Origin of the sequence: Cytobacillus firmus DS1, from assembly GCF_000565285.1 — a bacterium.
Lineage (GTDB): Bacteria > Bacillota > Bacilli > Bacillales > Cytobacillaceae > Cytobacillus > Cytobacillus firmus_A.
The window spans coordinates 21730-43423 of sequence record NZ_APVL01000027.1 but is presented as its reverse complement, the minus strand read 5'-3'; the positions used below and the strand labels follow the sequence as shown (position 1 = coordinate 43423).

31 protein-coding genes are annotated in these 21694 nt (G+C 38.4%); all 31 read right to left on the bottom strand.

Annotated elements, in window-relative coordinates; translation table 11 throughout:
* Positions 1-64: 64 nt before the first annotated feature.
* Positions 65-205, bottom strand: a complete 141-nt coding sequence (locus tag PBF_RS25605) for an XkdX family protein (RefSeq protein WP_081757344.1) — start codon at positions 203-205, stop codon at positions 65-67.
* On the bottom strand, positions 205-564 hold the full coding sequence (locus PBF_RS21960; protein ID WP_035332785.1) for a hypothetical protein: 360 nt from the start codon (positions 562-564) through the stop codon (positions 205-207). The genes PBF_RS25605 and PBF_RS21960 overlap by 1 nt, the downstream gene beginning before the upstream one ends.
* Positions 565-578: 14 nt before the next feature.
* Entirely contained in the window at positions 579-1577 is a 999-nt protein-coding gene (locus PBF_RS21955; protein WP_035332784.1) for a hypothetical protein, read from the bottom strand.
* Positions 1578-1579: 2 nt separating this feature from the next.
* Positions 1580-3085: a hypothetical protein gene (locus PBF_RS25035; protein WP_051488978.1), complete on the bottom strand. Its 1506-nt coding sequence runs from the start codon at positions 3083-3085 to the stop codon at positions 1580-1582.
* Between the two features lie 12 nt (positions 3086-3097).
* Positions 3098-3910: a phage tail domain-containing protein gene (locus PBF_RS21945; protein ID WP_035332782.1), complete on the bottom strand. Its 813-nt coding sequence runs from the start codon at positions 3908-3910 to the stop codon at positions 3098-3100.
* 1 nt (position 3911) lies between these two features.
* Positions 3912-6989 (bottom strand): phage tail tape measure protein, encoded by a 3078-nt coding sequence (locus PBF_RS21940; RefSeq protein WP_035332781.1) that lies wholly within the window; start codon positions 6987-6989, stop codon positions 3912-3914.
* A 184-nt stretch (positions 6990-7173) separates the two neighbouring features.
* The gene (locus PBF_RS21935; RefSeq protein ID WP_035332780.1) at positions 7174-7641 is read right to left on the bottom strand and encodes a hypothetical protein; all 468 of its coding nucleotides are present in this window, start codon (positions 7639-7641) and stop codon (positions 7174-7176) included.
* Between the two features lie 62 nt (positions 7642-7703).
* Positions 7704-8291: a hypothetical protein gene (locus PBF_RS21930; RefSeq protein WP_035332779.1), complete on the bottom strand. Its 588-nt coding sequence runs from the start codon at positions 8289-8291 to the stop codon at positions 7704-7706.
* Positions 8291-8728 (bottom strand): hypothetical protein, encoded by a 438-nt coding sequence (locus PBF_RS21925; protein ID WP_035332778.1) that lies wholly within the window; start codon positions 8726-8728, stop codon positions 8291-8293. Before PBF_RS21925 ends, PBF_RS21930 begins: the two co-directional genes overlap by 1 nt.
* Entirely contained in the window at positions 8718-9119 is a 402-nt protein-coding gene (locus tag PBF_RS21920) for a hypothetical protein (RefSeq protein WP_051488977.1), read from the bottom strand. The genes PBF_RS21925 and PBF_RS21920 overlap by 11 nt, the downstream gene beginning before the upstream one ends.
* A complete protein-coding gene (locus PBF_RS21915; protein ID WP_035332777.1) occupies positions 9112-9462 on the bottom strand; it encodes a phage head closure protein in 351 nt (116 codons plus the stop codon). The genes PBF_RS21920 and PBF_RS21915 overlap by 8 nt, the downstream gene beginning before the upstream one ends.
* The gene (locus PBF_RS21910; RefSeq protein ID WP_235192317.1) at positions 9449-9739 is read right to left on the bottom strand and encodes a head-tail connector protein; all 291 of its coding nucleotides are present in this window, start codon (positions 9737-9739) and stop codon (positions 9449-9451) included. The genes PBF_RS21915 and PBF_RS21910 overlap by 14 nt, the downstream gene beginning before the upstream one ends.
* 24 nt (positions 9740-9763) lie before the next feature.
* Positions 9764-9976, bottom strand: coding sequence for a hypothetical protein (locus PBF_RS21905; RefSeq protein ID WP_035332775.1), 213 nt, complete (start codon positions 9974-9976; stop codon positions 9764-9766).
* A 31-nt stretch (positions 9977-10007) separates the two neighbouring features.
* Entirely contained in the window at positions 10008-11219 is a 1212-nt protein-coding gene (locus PBF_RS21900) for a phage major capsid protein (protein WP_235192316.1), read from the bottom strand.
* Positions 11220-11258: 39 nt separating this feature from the next.
* Entirely contained in the window at positions 11259-11993 is a 735-nt protein-coding gene (locus tag PBF_RS21895) for a head maturation protease, ClpP-related (protein WP_430515294.1), read from the bottom strand.
* Positions 11986-13146 (bottom strand): phage portal protein, encoded by a 1161-nt coding sequence (locus PBF_RS21890; protein ID WP_152539721.1) that lies wholly within the window; start codon positions 13144-13146, stop codon positions 11986-11988. Before PBF_RS21890 ends, PBF_RS21895 begins: the two co-directional genes overlap by 8 nt.
* Before the next feature lie 15 nt (positions 13147-13161).
* Positions 13162-14724, bottom strand: coding sequence for a terminase TerL endonuclease subunit (locus PBF_RS21885; protein WP_081757345.1), 1563 nt, complete (start codon positions 14722-14724; stop codon positions 13162-13164).
* A 79-nt stretch (positions 14725-14803) separates the two neighbouring features.
* Complete coding sequence (locus PBF_RS21880; protein ID WP_051488981.1) at positions 14804-15271, bottom strand: P27 family phage terminase small subunit; 468 nt, start codon at positions 15269-15271, stop codon at positions 14804-14806.
* Positions 15272-15475: 204 nt separating this feature from the next.
* Positions 15476-15643, bottom strand: coding sequence for a hypothetical protein (locus tag PBF_RS26245; RefSeq protein ID WP_160169278.1), 168 nt, complete (start codon positions 15641-15643; stop codon positions 15476-15478).
* A 14-nt stretch (positions 15644-15657) separates the two neighbouring features.
* A complete protein-coding gene (locus PBF_RS21875) occupies positions 15658-15975 on the bottom strand; it encodes an HNH endonuclease (RefSeq protein WP_035332771.1) in 318 nt (105 codons plus the stop codon).
* Position 15976: 1 nt separating this feature from the next.
* Positions 15977-16516 (bottom strand): hypothetical protein, encoded by a 540-nt coding sequence (locus PBF_RS21870; RefSeq protein ID WP_035332770.1) that lies wholly within the window; start codon positions 16514-16516, stop codon positions 15977-15979.
* A gap of 1 nt (position 16517) precedes the next feature.
* Entirely contained in the window at positions 16518-16718 is a 201-nt protein-coding gene (locus tag PBF_RS21865) for a hypothetical protein (protein WP_035332769.1), read from the bottom strand.
* A gap of 272 nt (positions 16719-16990) precedes the next feature.
* Positions 16991-17287 carry a hypothetical protein gene (locus tag PBF_RS21860; protein ID WP_035332768.1) on the bottom strand — a complete coding sequence of 99 codons (297 nt, stop codon included), beginning with the start codon at positions 17285-17287 and terminating at the stop codon, positions 16991-16993.
* A 147-nt stretch (positions 17288-17434) separates the two neighbouring features.
* On the bottom strand, positions 17435-17977 hold the full coding sequence (locus PBF_RS21855) for a tyrosine-type recombinase/integrase (protein WP_035332767.1): 543 nt from the start codon (positions 17975-17977) through the stop codon (positions 17435-17437).
* On the bottom strand, positions 17974-18432 hold the full coding sequence (locus PBF_RS21850) for an ArpU family phage packaging/lysis transcriptional regulator (protein WP_035332766.1): 459 nt from the start codon (positions 18430-18432) through the stop codon (positions 17974-17976). The genes PBF_RS21855 and PBF_RS21850 overlap by 4 nt, the downstream gene beginning before the upstream one ends.
* Before the next feature lie 93 nt (positions 18433-18525).
* Positions 18526-19275 (bottom strand): BRO family protein, encoded by a 750-nt coding sequence (locus PBF_RS21845; protein WP_235192315.1) that lies wholly within the window; start codon positions 19273-19275, stop codon positions 18526-18528.
* Between the two features lie 105 nt (positions 19276-19380).
* Positions 19381-19803, bottom strand: coding sequence for a single-stranded DNA-binding protein (gene ssb, locus PBF_RS21840; RefSeq protein WP_035332764.1), 423 nt, complete (start codon positions 19801-19803; stop codon positions 19381-19383).
* A gap of 23 nt (positions 19804-19826) precedes the next feature.
* A complete protein-coding gene (gene xerA, locus PBF_RS21835; RefSeq protein WP_035332763.1) occupies positions 19827-20813 on the bottom strand; it encodes a site-specific tyrosine recombinase/integron integrase in 987 nt (328 codons plus the stop codon).
* Between the two features lie 44 nt (positions 20814-20857).
* Positions 20858-21190 (bottom strand): hypothetical protein, encoded by a 333-nt coding sequence (locus PBF_RS21830; protein WP_035332762.1) that lies wholly within the window; start codon positions 21188-21190, stop codon positions 20858-20860.
* 30 nt (positions 21191-21220) lie between these two features.
* Positions 21221-21433 carry a hypothetical protein gene (locus PBF_RS21825; protein WP_035332761.1) on the bottom strand — a complete coding sequence of 71 codons (213 nt, stop codon included), beginning with the start codon at positions 21431-21433 and terminating at the stop codon, positions 21221-21223.
* Between the two features lie 75 nt (positions 21434-21508).
* Positions 21509-21670 carry a hypothetical protein gene (locus tag PBF_RS26240; protein WP_160169277.1) on the bottom strand — a complete coding sequence of 54 codons (162 nt, stop codon included), beginning with the start codon at positions 21668-21670 and terminating at the stop codon, positions 21509-21511.
* Between the last annotated feature and the right edge of the window lie 24 nt (positions 21671-21694).

The window sequence follows — 21694 nt, the reverse complement described above, 5'->3', positions numbered from 1 at the left end:
TTTTATGATTAAAACTTTAAACCTTGCTGCGTATAATCTTCCTGAAATTCATAAAAAAAGACCTTTACGCTAAGTAAGGTACTCCTGTAATTTCTTCATATTGTACTCCGGTAATCATGCCAGCTTTAACAAATGTCTTTAAGCTTTCATCATTATAAGAAGGATGGCCATTATCATAATAACGTTTTATTGTTGTGTACCACATTAAGCATTACCTCCCATTTTTAGCATTGCTATTTCCATCAAAAGATCACCCTGTGCAATTTCTAATTCAGAAATCTTTGCCTTATCTGCTGCGCTTTCAAAAAGAACATTACCTAAGTCTTTTTCAAGCTGCGCAATTTTTTCTTCAGGTGTTAATGGTCTATTTATAAACTCAAATGTAATTTCATTTGTAATCAAATTCAAAATTAAATTTGTAGTTTTGCCAAATTCCTGTGGAGCGTTAGACGGTAATTCTTCTTCAAATACAATTTCATTTTCACTCTGGGTAGATTTTCTGATGTAATCAATTCCGATTATACGTCCATGTTCCTCATCTATTCTTGCAAATTGAATAACCAAGCATACCACCCTTTCTATGATATCTTTTGTTCATACTTGACGCCCGTTAATTCACCAGTTGATGTTATATAAAAATATAACCCACTATCTGGGTCTCCTCTAAAATCCAAAATTTGATTAGTCGTTTCCATTTGGTATTCATATACGATATTTAAATTCTTAAAAATTTGAAAGTACAATCCATTAGCAAAAACCATTTCACCCGCTCCTGCAACTAGCTTTGAAGAATTTGAATTTTTCCTTGGCCAAGGTACTGACATTAGGTTATCAAAGCCATTTGCTTTCTTGGTCCACATAGTATTTGTTCCATCGACAAAATAAACAATATTTCCGAATGGTTTTGTAGGAGCTTCTAAAATACCGACACTCCTTATATCCGCTGTAGTGGAAGATCCATTCGGGTCTCCTACCGATCCATTAGAGTTTAATGTTTGTTCCGTTACACTAGGAATATATAGCTTAAACACTTTTCCACCAGAACTACCCGCCCACAGCCAAACAGCACCATTCTTTGCCATATCATATAGGGCATAACCCATATACATTGACTTGATATATGCTCCAGTTGTTGCGTTATTGAAATATATACTAGCTGAATCGGCATAACAAACGACACCACTTATGACTTCCATCGAAAAAACGGTGTTTCCCCCACTATTAGCGTTAACAGGGCCCCATTTTAAATCGCCAGATTTCGTATAGGCGTACAATTTACCATTACTCCAAAAAAGAACATCCCCATTGCTTTCATTGACAGCAACCAATGTAGAATTGTTATATAAAAGAAAAGTTTTAAGCAAGTTTCCGTCAAAATCATATTTATATGCTTTTCCTTGGTTTGTCCCAATGTAAATATACCTGTTTACTTTATCAATTTTTAATGAAGAGGCACTATATGTTTCGCCTGTACCCACTGAATTAAGTGTAAATAACTTTGTGAATCTTGGTGATAATTTAGAAATAATTGTTGCTTTTTTTCCTGCTCCAAATCCGTGTTCTCTTATATCAATCATAATTACACCTCACTTATCAAGTCACCGTCAGCATCATAAGAGAGGGTGAACGTAGTGGTTTTTTGTACAGTTGTGCCATCCAAATCATAATAAGTAATCGTCCTGGTTGTATAATTTGGACTCGTACCTCCACTTAGAACTGATTTAATTGCAAGGGATTCGTCCGACCGTTTATATTCAACTGTAGTAAATATCCCATTACTGTCTTTTCCGGACTTATATGTCTTAAAATCCGTCTGTTCTACCTTTATACGGGCACCGTCCGGGGTTTCCTTAGCATTCCATGAGGTCCTTTCAGCAGCAGTGATGTGTTTTACATCATCCGCCTGATGTCTAGTAACATCATCCTGCAATTGAGCAAATTCAGTCTGCGGTGCGTATCCGGAACTGTCTATTTGATCAGCCGGCACTTTTCCATTTTCATCTAGAGTAGGTACACCGTTAGGAGCTCCTTTTTCTGTTGCGGAGATAGCTCCAACATCTGAAGCATTTAACTCGATGTCAGGACCATATTTTCCATTTACAGAATTTACATTCCCTGTTCCTGGCTCTCCTTTCGGCCCGGGCTCTCCCTGGATTCCCTGAATCCCTTGATCCCCTTTAGAAGACACCATAAGCCAATTTGTGCTGTTTGTTGGGTCAATTCCTGTAGATTCTGCGATATTCATATATCCAGAACCAAAATAGGAAACCACATTCCTTGGAACGTAAGTAACTAACGGGTCATACTCTCCGCGATGGATTAATGTGTTTGCGATGCTATTAGCATTATCTGCAGCTTGATTTGCATTATTGGTTGCTGCTACAGCATTATCTATGGCGTTTTGTGTATTGGTCTGCCTGGATTGTTCAGCAGCATTGCGAGCATTTTCTTGAGAAACTCGTACATCCTCGTTGGTTTGCCTGGTTGACTCCTGGTTTTGACGGGCTGTCTCAGCTGTAATCCTTGCTTGTTCTGCTGATACTCTGCCTGCCTCAGCAGTGCTCCTATCAGACTCAGCTGCTGTCCTTGCACTTTCAGCATTTACTCTTGTAGTCTCTGCTGATTCCCGGTCAGATTCAGCCAATTCCATACGGTTATTGAGATCCTCAACTTCCACAAACAATTCCTGAAGAATCGTTAAATCTCCGCTATCTTCAAAAATGTTATCCGTTCCTATAGATTCATACATAAATACCTTAAAACGTTTTGTTGAAATCCTTTGCAGAGCATCCGCACTAAAAAACTGTAATTCTACTTCGGCATGACCTGCCACTTCCATTTCCTGAAGGCCAATCTCGTAGGTAACAAGATTATTTGATGCAGATAATAGCCTGGAAATAACCAATTTATCCGGACGTTTATAATTGACAACGACCTTCCCAATGTTGGTGAAGTCTGCTTCATCGCCATTATCTTTAACATGAACTTCTAAGATATTGGTGTCATTTTGAATAAATTGCGGTAATGGAATCATCGTGCTCTTCTTCAAATCAACAGAAATGATTTGTTTATTAATTGTTTCCAATATCACCACCTCCTACAAATATAAAAAGCTAAAATCAAATGAAATTTCGAAAGGATCTATGGCCCCTGTTATTTCGAATTCATTCATGCCTGGTGCAAGTGTAATTAGCTTTTTATTCGTCTGGCCAAAAATAGAGGACCCGTTCTTTAATGATCGGATCCCGTTTAGCTCTATATTATCTCCCGCTGTTGTATTACCTGAATAGCTCCATATATCACCAGTGGTCAGGTTTTTTATATTTAAATTTACTGATGATCCATTAAACAGCAACTTTATAAAATGTTCACGGGGATCCACCACAATATCTCCGTCATTCCAAATTGAAAAATATTGGGTCGAATGTGTGTATTGAACATTTTCGTTTGTTTTCACCTGGAATCCCCATTCTGGATTTAATGTTGTACCAGTAGATTCAATAAAGACAGAGCAAATTAAAAACTCTAGTGTGAATTCACCATCTTCAGGTGTTAAATAATCAATATCTAAGATGGTATTCACTTTTGCTTTTAATCTTTTCCCCGGTTGTAGATCTCTTATAATATAAAACTCCCTTAGTGGATTAAAAACACGAAAAAGATTATCCCGATGCTTATCAAATTCAATTGGATTTACAGATTCAGCTAAGAAAGACGCTTTTACCGTTCTTCCTTTCAGTGTTGTTTCAAGAATGATTTCTCCACTACGGCCGTCAATGCTTTCAGTAATATGATCAAAATCAGGGGAAGGTATATGAAAGGAGCTAACCCAAAGACTCAAATCTTCATGCATGTCAATTAATTCTCCATCTTCGTATAAGATTTTGAAATTAAAAATACTCTTTTCCATATCACTTCACTCCCACTGATCTTCTGGATTGACCATAATCACTTTGAAGCATTCCATTTATATACTCATATTGGTTCCTGGCTACCTCATAACCATCCAGCTGACTAACAACGGTCACAAAAATGGACCTATTATCGATCATTGATGATGCTGTGGCTTCACTTATGCCTTGATTTGCTGAAGCAGTGAATCCGGTATTCATTACAGGGGTTGCCCACTCAGCTAATTTTTCTGCTGCACTTTCTACAAACTTTTTCATTCTCAGAATACCCACACCAAGACCTTCACCAGTAAACTCACCATATTCAGTAGTTACACGGGATGGAGAGTTTATCTCTAAGGCTCCTCTGATTTTGCTCTTGATGCTATCAGCGACTTCCTTCGCCTTTTTTCTTAATGAGCCTAGCATTGAACCAATACCATTAATCAATCCTTGGACTATATCTTTTCCCACCTGGGTTAGATCAATATCAGTCAAGAAGTTTTTAGCCTTATTCCAGATTTCCTCGATTTTTGATTTTGCACCATCCATTTTCTCTTTAACAGCATTTTTTAAGCCTTCAAACTTTTCCTTAACTATGTTTTTAATGGTCTCAGGTAAGTTCGTTGATATTGTTTTTATCGCATTCCAAATTTCGGACACCTTGGTTTGTGCAGCGCTCATCTTCTCAGATACAGAAGTTTTTAAAGCCTCAAACTTTGCAACGGCATTATTTTTCAGTGTTTCGATTGTACTGCTTATAGAGGTCTTTATCGAATCCCATGTACTTGAAAGAAAACTTTTAATGGAATTAAAAATCGTAGTGGAATTGGATTTAATATGGTCCCATGCAGTGGACACAAATCCTTTTATGGTATCTAAAGCCCCTTGGAATATTGTCTTTAGACCTTCCCAAATATCATTCAGAGCATCACTTAAGTTTTGGAATATTTGCGAGGCATTTGTCTTCATGCTTCCAAAATCGCCGGTTACCAAGTCTAACAGCAACAAAAGTGAACCTAAGAATAGATTTTTTATGAAGTCCCAAACTCCTGAAAAATACAGTTTCAAACCTTCAAAGATTTGATTGACTCCATCTTTCATGCTGTTGAAATAGTTGATGACTCCTTGAATAAATGGCGAAAGGATTGCCTGTACAGTATCTACAATTGCTGTCCATGCTATGGATATTGCAAGTTTCAAAGCTTCCCAGGCTAAAGTCATTCCGGTTTGAATGCTTGCCCATGTGTTGGTGAAGAAGAGGACAAGACCATTCCAAATATTCGTAATGGTGTTTATTATTGCTGTCCATGTCTCTGATGAAAATACTTTTATGGACTCCCAGGCACTTTTCAACCACTCTATTGTAGTGGTCCATATTTCGATTGTCTTAGCCCTGATTGTATCCCAGTTTTGGTAAATGATTATTCCGAGTCCGATAACGAGTGCAATAATAAGTCCGATAGGGCCTGTTAATGCAGATAATGCAGTTCTAAGAGCAGTCATTATTCCGGCAGATTGTCTTATTTTTAATATTAGTTTCCCTATTGGTCCAAATATAGCACCAAGGCCTTGGGCTACTGAACCAATGAACATAAGCAAAGGACCCGATGCAGCTAGAAATGCAGCTACTGCAAGAATCACTTTTTGAATGGTAGGGGACAAATTAGCAAAGTTATTCGCTAATTCACTGATTGCCGGTAAGGCTGACTGAACAATTTCTAAAACCGTCTGCCCTAAAGGCAGAAGAGCTTCCTGTGTTTCTCTTAATGTTGAAGTTAAGTCCGCTCCAAAGTTGTCTTTCATCGTTTCCGATGCTCTTTTTGCAGCTCCTTCAAAACCAGTCATACCTTCAGAAGCAGATGCAAAAAATGACTGGTATTGTGGGCCTAAATCTTCAAGGGGAGTACCCATTAACTCTATTGCTAACCGATTACGGTCTGCTTCATTACTCACACCAGCAATAGCCGTCATTACCGCCATAAAAGCAGTATTTGCCTTATCACCACCAGCTGCGAGATCACTTTCAACCATCTTAAAGTCAAGGCCTAATTCGGATATTGCAGAACGGGTATTATCGGCACCATCGGTGATTTGCAGGAAACTTTCTTTAACTGTATCCCCTAATTTATCTAGACTAAAGATTCCTGATTCCGCGCCGCTTGCAAACATTCCCATCATTTGTTCTGCTGAGAATCCTAAATTAGCAAACTGTGTGGAATATTCCGCAATTGTATCTAGAAGTTCATCGGAGAAGTCTCCACCTCTCTGGAACCCAACAGTAAGCAAGTCCATGGCTTTTTCTGAATCTATACCAAACTGTTGCATAAGTTGGGAAGCCGCTCTAGTAGTCTCGTTAATATCCACACCGAATGCGTCTGCTAATGTAAAAGCGCTCTCAGCTACGGCTTCAATTTCTGAAGCTGGCAAATTACCTAGTTGCTGATAAATAACAGCTACAGCATCCGATGCCTCTTCAACGCTTGCGCTAAATGCATTTTTCCATAAATTTTTAGCAACTTGGTCTAGTTCCTTGGTTTGTTCTTCAGTGAGGCCTAGTTGCGTTTGCAAACGGCCAGAAGCCGACTCAAAATCACTAGCAGCATTTACTGCCGCGACTCCCACACCAACTAATGGCAATGTTAGACCGGTGGTGAGGGTTTGCCCTATCCCGGACATTTTCCCGCCAAATTCTTTTAGCTTATCCCCAGCCTGGTCAGTTTGCTGAGTTTGTTCTTCAAGTTCCTGGTTGGTTTCTACAATTTGATTCGCTAGGCGTTGCTCTTCAATTCGGGCATAATCCAGGCGCCTCTCCATGTCTTTCACTGCCTGTGAATTTTCACCGTATTGAGCCTTAACTGCTTCCAATTGCCTTTCAGTTTCTGCCACTTTTTGAGTGGCCAATGCCTGTTGTTTTTGAAGGTATTCCACAGTGGCGCTAAGCTTATCTGTTTCGGAAGCAGTATGCTTCATCTGCTCTTGCTGAAGCTGAAATTCACGTTTTAGCTTACCTGATTCTGCGCCCATTTCTTTCATGCCCTTATTAAATTCCTGATTAAAAACAGAGACCTTAATCTGGGCTTCGTTATTACTTGCCAACTATTACACCTCCTTCACGTTGTGGATGGATTGTTGGTCCATCCTTTGAAAGAGATTGCACTTTCAAAGGCGCGTTCAACATTCGCTATAGGTTCATGCCAAAAAAAATCCGGGTCCATACCTTGACCCAGAACGAACCAAACATATTTATCCTCCACGCACTCAAAATCAAGTTGTGGAGGCTTTACTTTTTTTCCTTGGAACTTGGTTTTTTAGTTGATTTACGAAGTCCTGCAGCGAATTTATTGCTACCACCATCAACAGATGATTTTAAGATTTCTAAATATAGATTGAGAGTTTCTGTATAATCAAGGTGATATCTTTGAAGGAAATCATCAATGGTATATTCTGATCTTGGGTTTGCCCCTAAAAAGGCTAAATAAATGACATTGTGCATTTTCTCTTCTGACAGATCATTTATTAATTCTCTTGCTGCTTCATCATCCTCTTTGCCTTTAACGCTCTTTTCCATCCCTAGCAGGTCATTGATCATACTGGAACGAACAAGCCCCATATCCCGGCCTCGCCTTAAAGAATGATTACTTAGGAAAAGAGGGTATTTTTTTTCATTTTTATAAACCTCTTTGTACTCACCTTCTATTTCAACAAACTCTAATTCCCTTAAAGTGATTGTATGGATTTTCTTACCCATTTTTATTCCTCCTCTAAAATAAAGAAAGAACCTACTATTCAAGCAGGCTCTTCAAAATTTATTTATGGTGCCGGTGTTGCTTCCACTAACGTCCGGGTAAAAGCTGAATGCCATTGTTCAGCAACTGTCTGATCATCAAGTTCAGGTACAAGTGCTTCGTAATAAAATTGACCAGCGTTATCAGGCAGCACAGTGAATTCTAACTCGATTTGGGCAACTTCCTCTGCTCCATTTTCAATGGACTGTATTTTCAAGCCTGTAGAGCTTGTAACAGCAGGAAAAGCGATCAATTTTGTAACATCTTCAAATTCATCTACCACATCTCCAGTTAAGATAAATTCTTTAGGTTTTGAACTTTGACCATAGGAATACACACCTGGCTTTAATCCTGTATTGGACAAGCCAAACACATCCCGTAATACTGCAACTGGCAAATGACCTGCATAAGTCAAAGTCATCTTTTGAGGTTTAGCAATTGATTTTTGTGTCATTCCTGCACATTTTTTCTCAATAACAACACTTTCTGTTTCTCCCTCAATTGAACCCGCACAGCCAAACGATGTACCTACAGCTGGGGTACCTCCAGTCTTGAACTGCGCAGATACATTTTTTAAAGAAACAGCATCAAATTCAGTAACGACTGTTGCCACTATAATTCCTCCTCTATTCTTCTAATTAAGTCTTCCTGTAATCCACCAACTAATTCAGGCGTCCCCTCTTCAAGACCTCTTGCCATAAAGTGGTGTGCTACAGGGTTACTGCTGCCCCGGCCTTCATCAGGGAAAACAAGATATCCAAGAGAACCTCTTTTATTTGCAGCTCCACCTTTTGATTTAATGGTGACAGAAAGGTTTCCTAGTTCTTTCTTATGCCAGACTAAATTTCTAGCGTGTATTTTATCTCTTACACCTTGTCCATTCGAATTTCTTGATATGGGTATTAGATCAGTTATTCTTGGGACAATGACATCTTCTGCTCTCTTTGCTAAAGAGTTATTCATTGTCTCTTCCGCTTTATCACCTAGCTGAATTAGATTTTCATGTAACCGGTCAAATTCAGAATGATTAAATTCAAATTCAGCAGCCATACTTAACAAACCTTTCAAATTCTATGGTTACAACATCCACAAAACGATCAGTGTTAGCAACCTTCATTCTGACCTTCCTGCTCCTTCGAAAATTAACCGCTGGAACCGCATCTACAATAGATATAATATCCAAAAGGGTTTCATCTACATCATCCCGTTCCTCTGAGTAATACTCGATTGATAGAGTTTGAGAAAGCCTGACAGCAGAATCTGTTGTGCTGAAATCCCCCATAATCAATATTGACAGGTGGTATTTAGAATCTTTAAAGAGTTGTTCTTCATCCTCTGCAATTTCATCCTGGAAAAGTGGGATATTCGGAAAATGGTTTTGCAATCCATCCACAATTGATTTCTTCTGTTCGAGCATTTTTTCTTTAGACTTCTCATTCATTAATTCCACCCACTCTCTGGAGTAAAAAGAATAAAAATTGCTTAGTCGTATCATGATCGACATTTATAATTTCATAACCAATACCATCTATTTGAACCAGCAGTTTATTTTTATCAATCTTCCGGAAAGATGGGGGGTACGGTGTCTTTACTTTCAAATCCAGACGAGATCCAATTGCATTAGAAAATTCATAATCACTTTGACGGCAGGACATCTCCCGAAAGAAAAGTTTGCCTTCTGCTGTGAAAGTCTCCCCAATTCTCTTTCCAGTTTCTGAACGTTTAGTTATTTTATGTCCGTACACCAATACACCATCATTAAATGTCTCTCTATACTGTTCCATCTTCAATAACCACCTGCTTAATACCCACTTTGAAAATTAATCGAGAGAGCTCATGGTGGAAGTTCTTTTCGAATTCATCGGCTGCATTGTTATAGACATAACGGCACCTTTCCAGAAGTAACGTTTTGGGTTGATCCTCTTTAGAAAAATCAAAAGACGTACTGCACAAATCCTGCAAGTACGCCTCAGCACGTTTAATTATCTTTTTCAGCTCTGCATCTTCATCAATCCAAGTAATCCGAAGAGTTCCCTTTAGTTCTTCCAAAAGAACACTCAATAGTGCCTCATCCAATTGAATCACCTACTCTTTGGATTCAGACTTTGAAGATTTCTTTTTACTTTCCTTTTTTATTTCCTCACCGAGGAAAGGCATTTTATAATCATTTTCATCCTTTTGCAGGTATTCAACCCGCTTAGGATCTGCTTTATATGGATCTTTAGGATATGTGTCACCCTTTTTGTAAAGTGTATTTTTATGATGTTTTTCATAGAAATCATTAATTACTTCATACATATGAATCCCTCCAAATGTTAGTTTAAATTAATTATGGTGTCGGTGTTGTGGAACCGATGGCAGTGATGTCAAAGACAGTAAATGAGTCTGCATCTAAAGGCTTTCCATTGGCTAGTTGACGGATAAGATATAACCTCTGGTCTTCAATCATTCTTAATACATCTGTAGACTCAAGCTTTTGATTCGTTGCAACACCCATGAAATAGTCCTTTGGTTTTCCTGCAATCATTCTGTTCAAGGGAACAGCTGGGGATTGAACCATTGTAAGTCCTGGTACAGAGAAATTATCGTAAGTCCAAGTGCCATCATCCTTCTGTTTAGCTCCTAATGCAAAGAATTTAGCAGCATAATCCAAAGGGTTAACAATCAATGTAACTCCCGTGTACCTGCGTGTTCCATTCTTAGTTGTTGGTGCCAGAATTTCTTTTCCGATTGTTGCTGGAGTAAAGTCATTAAGAGTTACTGGTGTCTTAAGAGGATATTCTCCACCAACCACAGCTCCTTCTAAATCTCTAGTCATACCAATCGGCTGCTTGTTACCAGTTCCATTTACTACAACATTCTCTAATTCTTCTGCCACAACCTCAGCCATGAAAGTTCGAACATATTTATCCAGCCAATCAGGACCCAATTCAAACATTGCTTTTGATACTACTAAGAATCCGCTAAGCTTGAACATGCCCATTTCCACAGTATAAAAACCTTCGTCAACCATTTCCTGAATCGCTGCTGTTACATCACCCCAGAATGCAGCTGATGCTCCAGGACGACGTAGAACCCATTGAGTAACCGCACCAGTGGTCTGCATGTTGATTAGAGAAAGTAAAGGATGTTCCTTTTCTAAATCCTCAAATACACGCTGGAACACTGTTGGAGGCATTAACTTATGGACCTCATCAAAGGATTGTGCCTCAATTGCAGCATTATAGAACTTTTTCTCTTCACTTGTTAGCACTCGGATTCCACGGGAGGCAAGCACTTGAGCATCCCAATTTTCATCTTTTGCCTGCTGAGCTTCTTTAATAACTGAATTCATCATATCCTGAATATGAATCATGTTGCTTTCCATATTTGTTACGATACGTTCCGCAACAGCCTGAGCATCTCCCTTTTCGAATGCTTCCTGCATTGCCGTTATTTGTGCTTCTTTATTTTCGATTACAGACCGGTCAAGGTTTTGGACACCTGTACCACCGAAAAGCTGAATATTTAATGGCATTAGAAATCTTTTTTGGTTTTTCATTTTGTTTTTTCCTCCTATTTTTAAGCAAAATAAAAACGCCTATTGGCGCTTGAAGTTATCCAGTACACTCTTTGCAACTATATTGCTATTGTCATCGCGAGCAACTACTGTTGTTTGCCTGTTTTTATTGCGGAACTTTTGAAGAATTGAGTTTTTAAATTCTTCTGGATCCAACTCCTCTTCTTCCTGGACATCTTTGACTTTATCTGCAAGGCCTAATTCTACAGCCTCACTCGAAGTGAACCATGTTTCATTTTCAATTAACGTTTCAATTTCAGAACGTTCACCCTGATAACGGGTCATATAAATATCGGCAATCGATTTATCGATACCTTCTAAAGCATTTAAAGTTTTCTTGATATCTGCTTTAGTTCCCCAGGTAAATGTAGACGCTTCATGAATCATCAGCATGGAGCCAGTATTCATAATCAATTCATCCGCCGCCATGGCTATAATAGATGCAGCTGAAGCCGCAAGGCCATCTACGTAAACAATGACCTTCGCTGAATGATTTTTTAATTGGTTATAAATTGCAATCCCATCAAAAACATCTCCACCTGGACTGTTTATGTGTACTGTAAGGGTGCTTGATGTGACACTTTTCAACGCGCTTTCCACGTCTTTTGCAGAAGTAGACTCTCCCCACCATGACTCCCCTATGTCTCCATAGATAGTTAAAGTAGAATTTTCCTCCCCGGCCTCTGCCTTAAACTGGTGATTGATTGACGCAAGATGATTGTACTTATCATTTTTAAATTTCCTCAATTTACTCACCCCCTTCCAAGCTTTCTACATCCTCAACCATTTGATAGTTTTTGGTAACGAAACGTTTGTCTGCCCAATCCTCATTTAGTGGCTCTCTTCCCAACAATTCCAAGTTATCATTGATGCTATTAACACCAATAGCAAAGAACTTATCTGCTGCTGTTGCTAAATTAACGATATCCAAGATTTTAATTTTTGAAGTATCGATTTTAATATATGATCTTTGAAGATATTCTTCTTTCTCAAAAATCTTTCGATTAAATTCAGCGTTTAACAGGTTAGCGATTGGCTTAATACAGAACATCAGGAAGCTATCAACCTGCTTTTCTATATCAGCAAGATCCCCTTTTAATAACGCCTTAGGCACATGGAACCCCAAGGCAGTAAAGTCGAAAATATCGTCAACTAAAGCTCGTATATCACGGCTGTTAGCTACAGGATTTCCTCCCTTGCCATTTCCGCTCATGTCTTCTAGTGCAACATTGTCACCAATATGCATCATAGCCCCTGCTTTATCTGCCTCTAGCCAAGCTTTAAATTGCCGATTAAATAATTCATTAGCAGCTTCTTGTTCTTTTTCATTGTGGGATTTCAAAAATTTCCCTTTAACTAGGAACCTTTTAGCATTTGCCCTTTTATAAATTCCCATGGCAGAGGACAGAATCTTTCCATAAGATTCATATAGAAGGTCTATCACTTTACGAATATTTTCATCACTTAACTTAAAGTGCAGGACTTCACTTTCTCGGAAGTTTTTATTAAAGGTGAACTCTCCAACCTGAACATTTTTGTAATAATTTTCTTTCATGGCGTACTCAACCGTTTCATAATCATCAGCAACATAAAGCATACCATCCTGCATAATGACCAGACATTCATTGTCATAACATAAATGATGAACAAGCTCATGAAGAAATTCTGATGAATTTTGATTTTGGTTGGGAGAAACATTAAATAAATAATAATTATTTTTTCTAACCTGTACACCCTTTTCAAAGGTCTGGAACTCGCAAGTAGATATTGCGTTAGCAATTAAATCTATGCATGTCTCCACAGCAAGCTTTTTATACTGATATTCCAATATTAAATCTAAGTTGATTTCGTACCCGGTTAGAGTACCGTCCTTAAACAACAGGCCCTTAAACATATCAGTCCATCCCAATTCATTCACCCCCTTTTAGAATGTCGTTACATTAAACATAAATGGATCAAATGGTTCTGATTCAAATAATTGATCATCGAGAACCAGGCTATGCAGCAAAGCAAAAAAACCATCTGTTTTCCGTTTCTCTTTATCTATTTTTAAATACTCCACATTACCATTTGCTCTTTCTTCTTTATAAACATTATTCACATACCAGCGCATGAGAGGATCATCCCCGAATACAATTTCCTTTTTAACAAACATTTCCTCAACCAGGGGAGCAAGCATCCCATGAGTCGCTGGCCCTCTACGCACTATCTCAACTTCAAATCCTGCCTCTTCAAAAGCATCTTTTAAAATAGTTGAACGGTATAAGTCCATTGCTACTTTTAAAAAATGGTGCTTTTGAGCTTGTTCAACAAACCAATTTACAACATGCTTACGATCAATAGAAGCTTCATAAACAACAGTAAGCAATCCTTTTTTTATGGCGAGTTGAATAATATCTTTATTGATATCTTGGAGTTTAGGTGCTGTGTGATGCATGAAAGTATGGTGTTTAAAATACCGCTTACCTTCATGCTTAAATAATGCTCCAACTGAACAAAAGTCTCGTATTTGTGCAAAGTCAACCGCACCAATGCACTCAAACCCTGAGAAATCAGGCATCGGCTGTTCGGTAGCCAGAATATCTTCATAAGTTGCAACAGCTTTTCGAGTATCCTCAACAGGACTGTTCATCCTTTTTGTCATGAACTCGATACGGATAGCTGCATTCCTTTGCATTTGTGAATACTCACTCTTCATCTTTCTTAATAGAACTTCATTGTAAGGTAAAGATGGATTAGCTTTTGCCCAATTGTTTATGTCTTCTACTTCTTCAGGCTTGTCCAATTTACAAATGAAAGGAAACAATGAGGATTCATCGATTCCGATTTCCCCGTTCAGGATCATTTTAGCCTCATCCTTTAAATCATCCAACGGGCCTCCCCGAACATTTCCATCAGTTGATATATGGAATTCACGATAGTCCTGTACTTTACCCCCACCACTTGTGAAAACTTTAATCGTATCGTAGTTATCGTATTCGTGTTCTTCATCGAAAATCACACAGCCGGGACGCTTACCATCCTTGGTTCTTGCATTTGAAGTGTTATATTGCATAGAACTCTTAGTTGAGTTATTACGAATCTCTACTTTTGAACGATAAAAGGCTTTCTTTAATCGATCTAAATTCTTGGTATCTTCCAATACGTTATAAACATCCAGAAAAGACCGCTTTGCCTGGTCTTCACTTGTTGCCACAATATCAATATCGTAATTGGATATTCCATGTTTTTTAGACATCATAAAAAAAGAATTGTAGGAAATATAACCGTTCTTTCCACCACCGCGACCCATGTATATAAAATATCGGTTGAAAACTAATGTATTGTCCGACTTCCAGCGCAATCCGAAAATGAAAACATTAACAAATTTCTGCCACGGATAAAGTTTATACGGAAAATATTTTGCCGGGACATCAATGCTGTTTTCAATCATATCGTCATCTATATAAATATCATCACGAGATAATATTTTTCTCACATAACTCATAAGTAAGCGCTGTTCCTCGCATACAGGAAGCTCACCAGATTCAATCAGGGAAAAGTATTCATCAATGTAGGGATGCGAATTACACGTCGTCACCTATACCATCCCCTTTCGAGATCTCAGTCGCTTTCAGACCGAGTTCAGAAAGAAGTTTCAACATCTGAGCGTTGGTTTTATTAAGTTCTGTAATACTATCATTCTTTTTCTCGCTTACTTGTTTACCATTAGACCATCTGATCACTACTCCGCGAGTTTCAATATCAGCAATTAATTTATTCTTTACATCCCACATTGATAAATAATCATTAACAAGATCTAAATAATGGGCTTGAGTGGCTCCTGATTCTTCAAGCTGCCGTTTTAGATCTGCCTCAATTAACTTTCTTAGCTTGGAGCTTTGCGAAGTTTTTTTGTGTGCAACATCCTTGGAATTTTGCATGCTTTTCGGCTTTTCTGAAATTATTTCCCGAGACCAATCGTATCTTCTCTTCCATGATTTCACGGTATTAATTGAAACATCATATTTCTCAGCAATATCCTTGTATTTCATGCCATTTATATAATCTTCATATGCTTGCTCAATATAGTTCACGCACCCTCACCGCCTCCTTTTTTTTGACATTGAAAAAAGGGTGCTGTTTGTGTGCACCCCCTATCATGTGAGATTCCCAAAAATATTTTCACCGACTTCCCCTCCCCGTTGAACGGTGCCCCTAAATTTTTTCAAAATTTTTGACCGGGGGGTATTATTTTTTTATTTTTTCAAAAAGAATTCAAGCTTTTCTTTTTCATTTTTGATTTCTGTCAAACGATTTTTCTCTTTCTCAATTCTTTCCTTCAATTGATTAATGTGATTGCTGCACATTTCCTCTGCTTCACCTAATTGTTTTATTCGCTCATCTACCAATCTTTCAACGTACATATTGTTCTCCTCCTTTACCATCGTTCTTCGTTTACGAACTTCTTTCCTTGCTCTTGCAGATGAATGCCTATACGATCATGAACCTTATTGTGACAAGGATTGCATAATGATTTGAGATTAGATAAGGTCATAGCAAGATGAGGATACGGCTTTACTTCTTTGATGTGATGGACACATTCTGCTTTATGGTACTTACCATTCTCCTTGCACATCTGGCACTCATAATTATCCCGCTCTAATGCTTCAACTCTTAGTGCTTTCCACTCCTTAGATTTATAGAACTTCATTAGCTGCCCTGATGTAATGTATTGGAATAGATGATTATTATCCATCCTATATACTCAACACCTTAAATGGTCCACGAACCCCAGCACTAAACTGTTCAGCAGCCTTTAGACTATCTAGTACCCTTGCTTCTGGTAAATCTTCTTTATGACGTGTAGAAAACAAACTACCCTTCGCAATATCTTCTCCACATCCAACAGCGTCATAACATAGCAACGGCCTACCAACTTGGAAGTCCTCATCAATAAAGAACAACTCTCCCTTATACCCTACGAGAAACCTACCGCCTGTCTCTTCTCCATTTAGGTTCTGGGCAAATCCCCCGTCCTTTAAGCATTGCCTAACAGCTTCCACAAACTCAGTAACCATATATTCATAAGCATCTATTCCTGGCTTATGGAATGGAATTTCTAGTTTATATCTAAGCAACTGTCCCATTCGAAAAGATGATGTAAATCCCATTATGAATTGATCTTTAATGAATACCTTCTCGTCAGCCCTTACAGTTAAGCTATACCCTCCAACACCTGCACTGTCGCCACCTATATAAACCTTTCCTTCGTAGACCAGACCTGCAATACATGTCATGCTATCTCCTCCTTACAGCCCCATTCACTCTTTTATAAATGTCCATGTGCTTTCCCATAAGGCATTCTAACTCTCTCCTGCTAAGCTTCTCTTTCTTCTTAGCAACAGGCATTTGCTTTCTCTCTTTTTGATTCCTCGATGTATGTCTCAGTTGGTTAAACTTACGAATCTGTTCTTTATTTAAATGATCAGCAAACTTCATAAGCTCACCTCTTATCTGCATAGAAAAAAGACGCTGCTGGACCCAATCAGCAACGTCTTTATGTACAGATTATCCGCTCTGTACCTGCGCACTCTTTAAAACATCAGGCAAACACTATCTGCCATCGTCCCGCTGTTTCCGCAGCAAGATTGGATGGCGACTTAAATTTTGTCGTTAATATCATAATAGCATGCTTATCACAAAACATTCGTTCAAAATACTGCCAAAATCCTGCCACTTTTCTTCGAATACTGTTTAACCGAATTTTAATATTAAAACCATTTACCAGCAACAGCTTTCTTATTTCTTGTGAATCTTCGCTTCGCCATTTCGTGTATTTTGTCAACTGGCTTTGATTTGATGATAGAAGAGACATCCACAGTATTTAATTTTCTATTGCCGATCCGATAGCCTCTTTTGTTCAATTCAGCAGTTACTTTAGTGACACTCTCCAATAACACATATAGGAAAACCGCTTCTTGTTCCATTGTCTCAGGACTATAATTCTCTACAGTTTCTATGTAGTTCTCCAGCTGCTTAATTTTCTCTTTTGCATCTTCAATCAACAATTTGCTCACTCCTTCAGTGACTACACTATAATTCACAGACTGATGCACTCGCCTAAATGTGAAACTTATTGATATATATATGTTTGTCCAGCCTTTTAAAACGAGTGCACTCTAAGCAAAATTATGGTGTAGTTATAACCAAAAAAATTAAATTTTATATTTCATCATTGCCTTATCCATCGCATCCTGGTTAACTCCAATGTATTTCAAGGTAATATGCGGACTGGAATGATTAAAGATTTCCTGCAACATTGCCACATCTTTCGTTAGGTGGTAAAAATGATACCCAAAGGTTTTCCTTAAAGTGTGAGTGCCTACCTCCTCAAGAGAAATGTAATCTGCAGCCTCACGTAAAATTCTATATGCCGTTGATCTGTCAATAGGACTGTTGCCGCCTTGCCTGCTCCTAAATGCATATTCGCCATCTTTCAAATCCTTTGCATATTCGATGAGCTCTTTCCTAATAGAAGGAGGAATTCTTATCCGTTTTTCTTTTTTCGTTTTCTTCTCTCTTAGCTTAAGATGAGTTTTGAATAAGTCTTCTTTTTTCAACTGTAAAATATCAGATATCCTTAAACCGGTATTAATTCCAATTACAAATAACATGTAATTTCTTTTGTTCTTTCCTAATAGGTACCTCTTCATTGCCTCAATCTTATCTGTATCCCTTATAGGCTGAACGAAATTCATGCGCCGCTCACCGCCTGCTCTTCATAAACTTCGAGATTTAATGCAAAAGCCAACCTATAGAAAGCTTTAGACTTGTGTCTATGATATGTCCTCTCACTCATATGGAGATCATTATAGACCTGGTAATCATACATATCATCTTCTGTCATATATCGACGAATTAAAATGGCTCTTTCTTTATATGAAAGACGATTCACAGCCAATGAAATTTTTTTAATATATTCGCTCTTCTCTCTCTGGTAATCAGCATTTCTTATTGCACTCTCTTCGGTAGAAGAATGGAATTGATTTGTTCTTGCCGGCATTTCTAAGGAGAAATTTTGAGTCACCTTTGGCAATCGTTCGACGTCCTGCGATAAGAGTAGGATGCGGTATTTTTCTAACGCTTCCTCCACTCTCTTTTTTGTTTCATTACGATCAATGGCAGCTAACTGAAATCCCTTATATTCTTTCATTTAATTCAACCCCCATTATATAAAATAAAAAAGGACACCGACGAAACAGCAAATCTGCTGCTCATCAGTGTCCTCACGCTTTCGGTCTTGGACTTATGAGACGAGTTTCTTCATTAATATACGGAACGTTTCTTTTCCTTTTGGCGTTATCAGAGTTTGAACATCTGCGCGACCATTACGCTCATATTCCTTTAACTTAAATATCTCTGGTACGAATCTTGAATATGGTTTTAATTTACTCTTTTTATCACGATACAAATACTTATTTTCTAATAGCCATTTCACAAATTGTCTTTCGCCAACTTCCAGTTCCTTGGCCGTATCTCTAAAATTGGTCAATAAATTACGATCTACAAGCGCATCAAAATAATCAGCTTTAGGTTGCATAAGGGAAATTTGTTCATTTTGTTTACGCACCGTCTCTAAAGTTGCTCTGAACATTAACTTTGTCTGATCATCAGCATGTGGAAGATAGGTATGAAGGAATAGGTCCTCGTTAGAAACATAACCGCCGGTTTTGCGAATAGCAGGGAGAACATCGTGAGTAATCCATTTTTTAAACTTTCTAGCTTCAGCTTTTCGGCTTGTTAATATTAATGAGTAAAGACCTGATTCATTAATTAGCCACGTTTCCCGATTTTGACCTGATAGGAATATTGTTCCCAGCAGCTTTTCATCATCATCTAATCTCTCTACCGCCTTACTGACTTGGCTATGTTCCAGAATATCGCAAACATCTTTAGCTACAAACCAGACAGCTTCTTTATTTACAATGGACCTTAGTATTTTATTGTCAAATTGAAACTCCGCGATTTCCCCTCCTTGAATAAAAGAAAAGGGCACCAATTATGTGCAAATAAATGCAACATAATCAGTGCCCTCACGCTTTCGGTCTTGGACATATTTGGATATAGTTACATTATACTACAATTTTCAATTTAGTTGCACTCAAAACGGCAGATCATCATCACTAATGCCTGAATAATCATTATCTGGAAAAGGATTCTCATTTCGCGTTCCGCTTTCCTCGTTTCTTGGGCTGTTACCATCCTTTTTCGGTTCTAAAAACTGAACAGATTCTGCAACAATCTCAGTAACATAAACTCGCTTCCCATCCTGACCCTCATAATGGCGTGTTCGGATACGACCATCTACTCCTGCGAGCGAGCCTTTTTTAAGAAAATTGGCAACATTTTCGGCCGGCTTTCTCCAGATTTGGCATTGAATGAAGTCTGCTTCTCGGTCGCCCTGCTGATTAGTAAAGTTTCTGTTCACTGCTAAAGTGAACGAGGCGACAGGAACACCATTTGGTGTGTATTTTAAATCGGGATCTTTCGTTAACCTTCCTACAAGAACTACGCGATTCATCATTTTGTTTTTCCCCTTCCTATTAATCACATCACTAGATATTTTTTGTGTGTTTCCCTCTTTTTCTCTTCGGTTAGTTGAGCATATATCTGTGTCGTGGCTGGATCTTCATGCCCTAACAACGCTTGTACGGCCGCAATATCGGCACCGTTATTCAATGTGAGTGTAGCAAACGTATGCCGTAAAGTATGAGGGCTTATTTTCTTTTCCAGCCCTGCTTGCTTTGCGATGATGCCGATTTCCCGCTGAATCCCTCTTTTTGATAACCTACGATAAGGCTTCCTTTCGGTAACCATCAAAGCATCCTCCTCATCAGTTCGGCCCATCAGATATTTCCTAAGGTGATACATAGCTTTCGGGCTGAAGTACACTTCCCGTTCTTTGTTTCCTTTTCCGATCACCCGGCAACTGGCCGTGCGATAATTAATATCTGATTTATTAAGTGCATGCACTTCCGATAACCTGCAGCCGGTTGCATATAAGATTTCAAGGAATGCTCTCTGGCGATTTGTTTTACATGACTCCCGGAGCAATTCCAATTCTTCAATAGTTAAAGCTTTCGGGAGCCTTTTCTCTTTCTTAGGTGGCTTAATCTTGGTTGTTGGATCCCGCTGTAGAAATTCTTCTGCCGTTAACCAGCCAAAGAAGCTTTTTAAGACTGATAGTTTCCTGGATACAGAGCTTAGTTTCAGATGGTCAAAGGATCCGAGGAAAACACGTATTTCTGCAGTTGTAATATCCTCCACACGTTTCTTCACCTTTTTGGAGAATGTATTTAGTTCTAACAGGTAACTATCCAGTGTGACCTTGCTCAGACCCTCAAGCTTTTTCGCAGAAAGGAATAGCTGAATCTTATCGGTTAAATCCGGATGAATTTCTGTTTTTTCCACCTTCTTAACATGATACCTGGTTAGGATCTTAGATAAGTTGTTTTTTACCTTCTCAATATTCACCGGCACCAACTCGGAAATGTATGCAGCTACATCGGACATTAATTGTTCTCCAGCATTCATTTTTGCTCCTCCTTCTGCGATAAGCTATTTCGTTAAAATTCTATCTATTCCGCCTTAACCCTCTCTTTATTCATTCGTTCAATTTTCCTGCGCACTGACTTAATCGACCGGCCTAATTTAATAGCAGCTTGATACTTTAAGAGCTCACCATTCATTACCTGTTCGATGACCTGTATTTCTTCATCTCTCCAGGGCTGTTTAATCCGTTTCGGACCTTGATTAAATCTATCAGCTTCATATTTGAACACCGATACATTCTCACCGCAACTGGGGCAGAAATACTTCCTTGGTCTGCCATTTTGCTTTTTTCCAAAAGTCTGGAATACAAATGTACAATCCTCACACAGCCAGTTCTTTATTTGTCTTCTATCGATCATGTTTATTAACACCTTCTATCTTGTGTTTACTTAATCCCAAATTCCAAAAATGTCGATATTCTCACAATAGTCCTCAAGGTCCTCTTCAACACATTGAGAAATCCCCTCAAGGAAATCAGGGTTATTTGAAAGATAAGTAACGAGCTCACCGATTTTTTTCTTAGGAATTTTTGCTCCCTGTTCTTCAATCGCTTTTTCTACCTCGGTTTTTATTACAATTTCATAAGCTTCCCTTACGCTCATCTTCTTTACCTCCTAATTAACTGATCCTACCTTGTGTTTATTTAAAATGCGGATAATTGTCGAACTGTGCATTAATTAAAAATTACTTTTTGTGTATGGGTAACGATTTTTTAATGTGCTTTCATACATTTTTTTAGCTTTGTAAAACTCTCTGTAATTCCAATTTCTATACCATTTCATTTTTGCTAAAGCCTTCAATCGTTTCTTCCTTCTAGCGATTTTAGTATCTTTCCTCATATTTCAATCCCCTTCGCTCGTTGT

What these genes read in the sequence shown, in the direction of transcription:
- PBF_RS25605 (WP_081757344.1), bottom strand. Translation starts at nt 205, where the DNA reads ATGTGGTACACAACAATAAAACGTTATTATGATAATGGCCATCCTTCT.
- PBF_RS21955 (WP_035332784.1), bottom strand. Translation starts at nt 1,577, where the DNA reads ATGATTGATATAAGAGAACACGGATTTGGAGCAGGAAAAAAAGCAACA.
- PBF_RS21945 (WP_035332782.1), bottom strand. Translation starts at nt 3,910, where the DNA reads ATGGAAAAGAGTATTTTTAATTTCAAAATCTTATACGAAGATGGAGAA.
- PBF_RS21935 (WP_035332780.1), bottom strand. Translation starts at nt 7,641, where the DNA reads ATGGGTAAGAAAATCCATACAATCACTTTAAGGGAATTAGAGTTTGTT.
- PBF_RS21925 (WP_035332778.1), bottom strand. Translation starts at nt 8,728, where the DNA reads ATGGCTGCTGAATTTGAATTTAATCATTCTGAATTTGACCGGTTACAT.
- PBF_RS21920 (WP_051488977.1), bottom strand. Translation starts at nt 9,119, where the DNA reads ATGAATGAGAAGTCTAAAGAAAAAATGCTCGAACAGAAGAAATCAATT.
- PBF_RS21915 (WP_035332777.1), bottom strand. Translation starts at nt 9,462, where the DNA reads ATGGAACAGTATAGAGAGACATTTAATGATGGTGTATTGGTGTACGGA.
- PBF_RS21905 (WP_035332775.1), bottom strand. Translation starts at nt 9,976, where the DNA reads ATGTATGAAGTAATTAATGATTTCTATGAAAAACATCATAAAAATACA.
- PBF_RS21900 (WP_235192316.1), bottom strand. Translation starts at nt 11,219, where the DNA reads ATGAAAAACCAAAAAAGATTTCTAATGCCATTAAATATTCAGCTTTTC.
- PBF_RS21885 (WP_081757345.1), bottom strand. Translation starts at nt 14,724, where the DNA reads ATGAGTTATGTGAGAAAAATATTATCTCGTGATGATATTTATATAGAT.
- PBF_RS21880 (WP_051488981.1), bottom strand. Translation starts at nt 15,271, where the DNA reads ATGAAATACAAGGATATTGCTGAGAAATATGATGTTTCAATTAATACC.
- PBF_RS26245 (WP_160169278.1), bottom strand. Translation starts at nt 15,643, where the DNA reads ATGTACGTTGAAAGATTGGTAGATGAGCGAATAAAACAATTAGGTGAA.
- PBF_RS21875 (WP_035332771.1), bottom strand. Translation starts at nt 15,975, where the DNA reads ATGGATAATAATCATCTATTCCAATACATTACATCAGGGCAGCTAATG.
- PBF_RS21870 (WP_035332770.1), bottom strand. Translation starts at nt 16,516, where the DNA reads ATGACATGTATTGCAGGTCTGGTCTACGAAGGAAAGGTTTATATAGGT.
- PBF_RS21865 (WP_035332769.1), bottom strand. Translation starts at nt 16,718, where the DNA reads ATGAAGTTTGCTGATCATTTAAATAAAGAACAGATTCGTAAGTTTAAC.
- PBF_RS21855 (WP_035332767.1), bottom strand. Translation starts at nt 17,977, where the DNA reads ATGAATTTCGTTCAGCCTATAAGGGATACAGATAAGATTGAGGCAATG.
- PBF_RS21850 (WP_035332766.1), bottom strand. Translation starts at nt 18,432, where the DNA reads ATGAAAGAATATAAGGGATTTCAGTTAGCTGCCATTGATCGTAATGAA.
- ssb (WP_035332764.1), bottom strand. Translation starts at nt 19,803, where the DNA reads ATGATGAATCGCGTAGTTCTTGTAGGAAGGTTAACGAAAGATCCCGAT.
- xerA (WP_035332763.1), bottom strand. Translation starts at nt 20,813, where the DNA reads ATGAATGCTGGAGAACAATTAATGTCCGATGTAGCTGCATACATTTCC.
- PBF_RS21830 (WP_035332762.1), bottom strand. Translation starts at nt 21,190, where the DNA reads ATGATCGATAGAAGACAAATAAAGAACTGGCTGTGTGAGGATTGTACA.
- PBF_RS21825 (WP_035332761.1), bottom strand. Translation starts at nt 21,433, where the DNA reads ATGAGCGTAAGGGAAGCTTATGAAATTGTAATAAAAACCGAGGTAGAA.
- PBF_RS26240 (WP_160169277.1), bottom strand. Translation starts at nt 21,670, where the DNA reads ATGAGGAAAGATACTAAAATCGCTAGAAGGAAGAAACGATTGAAGGCT.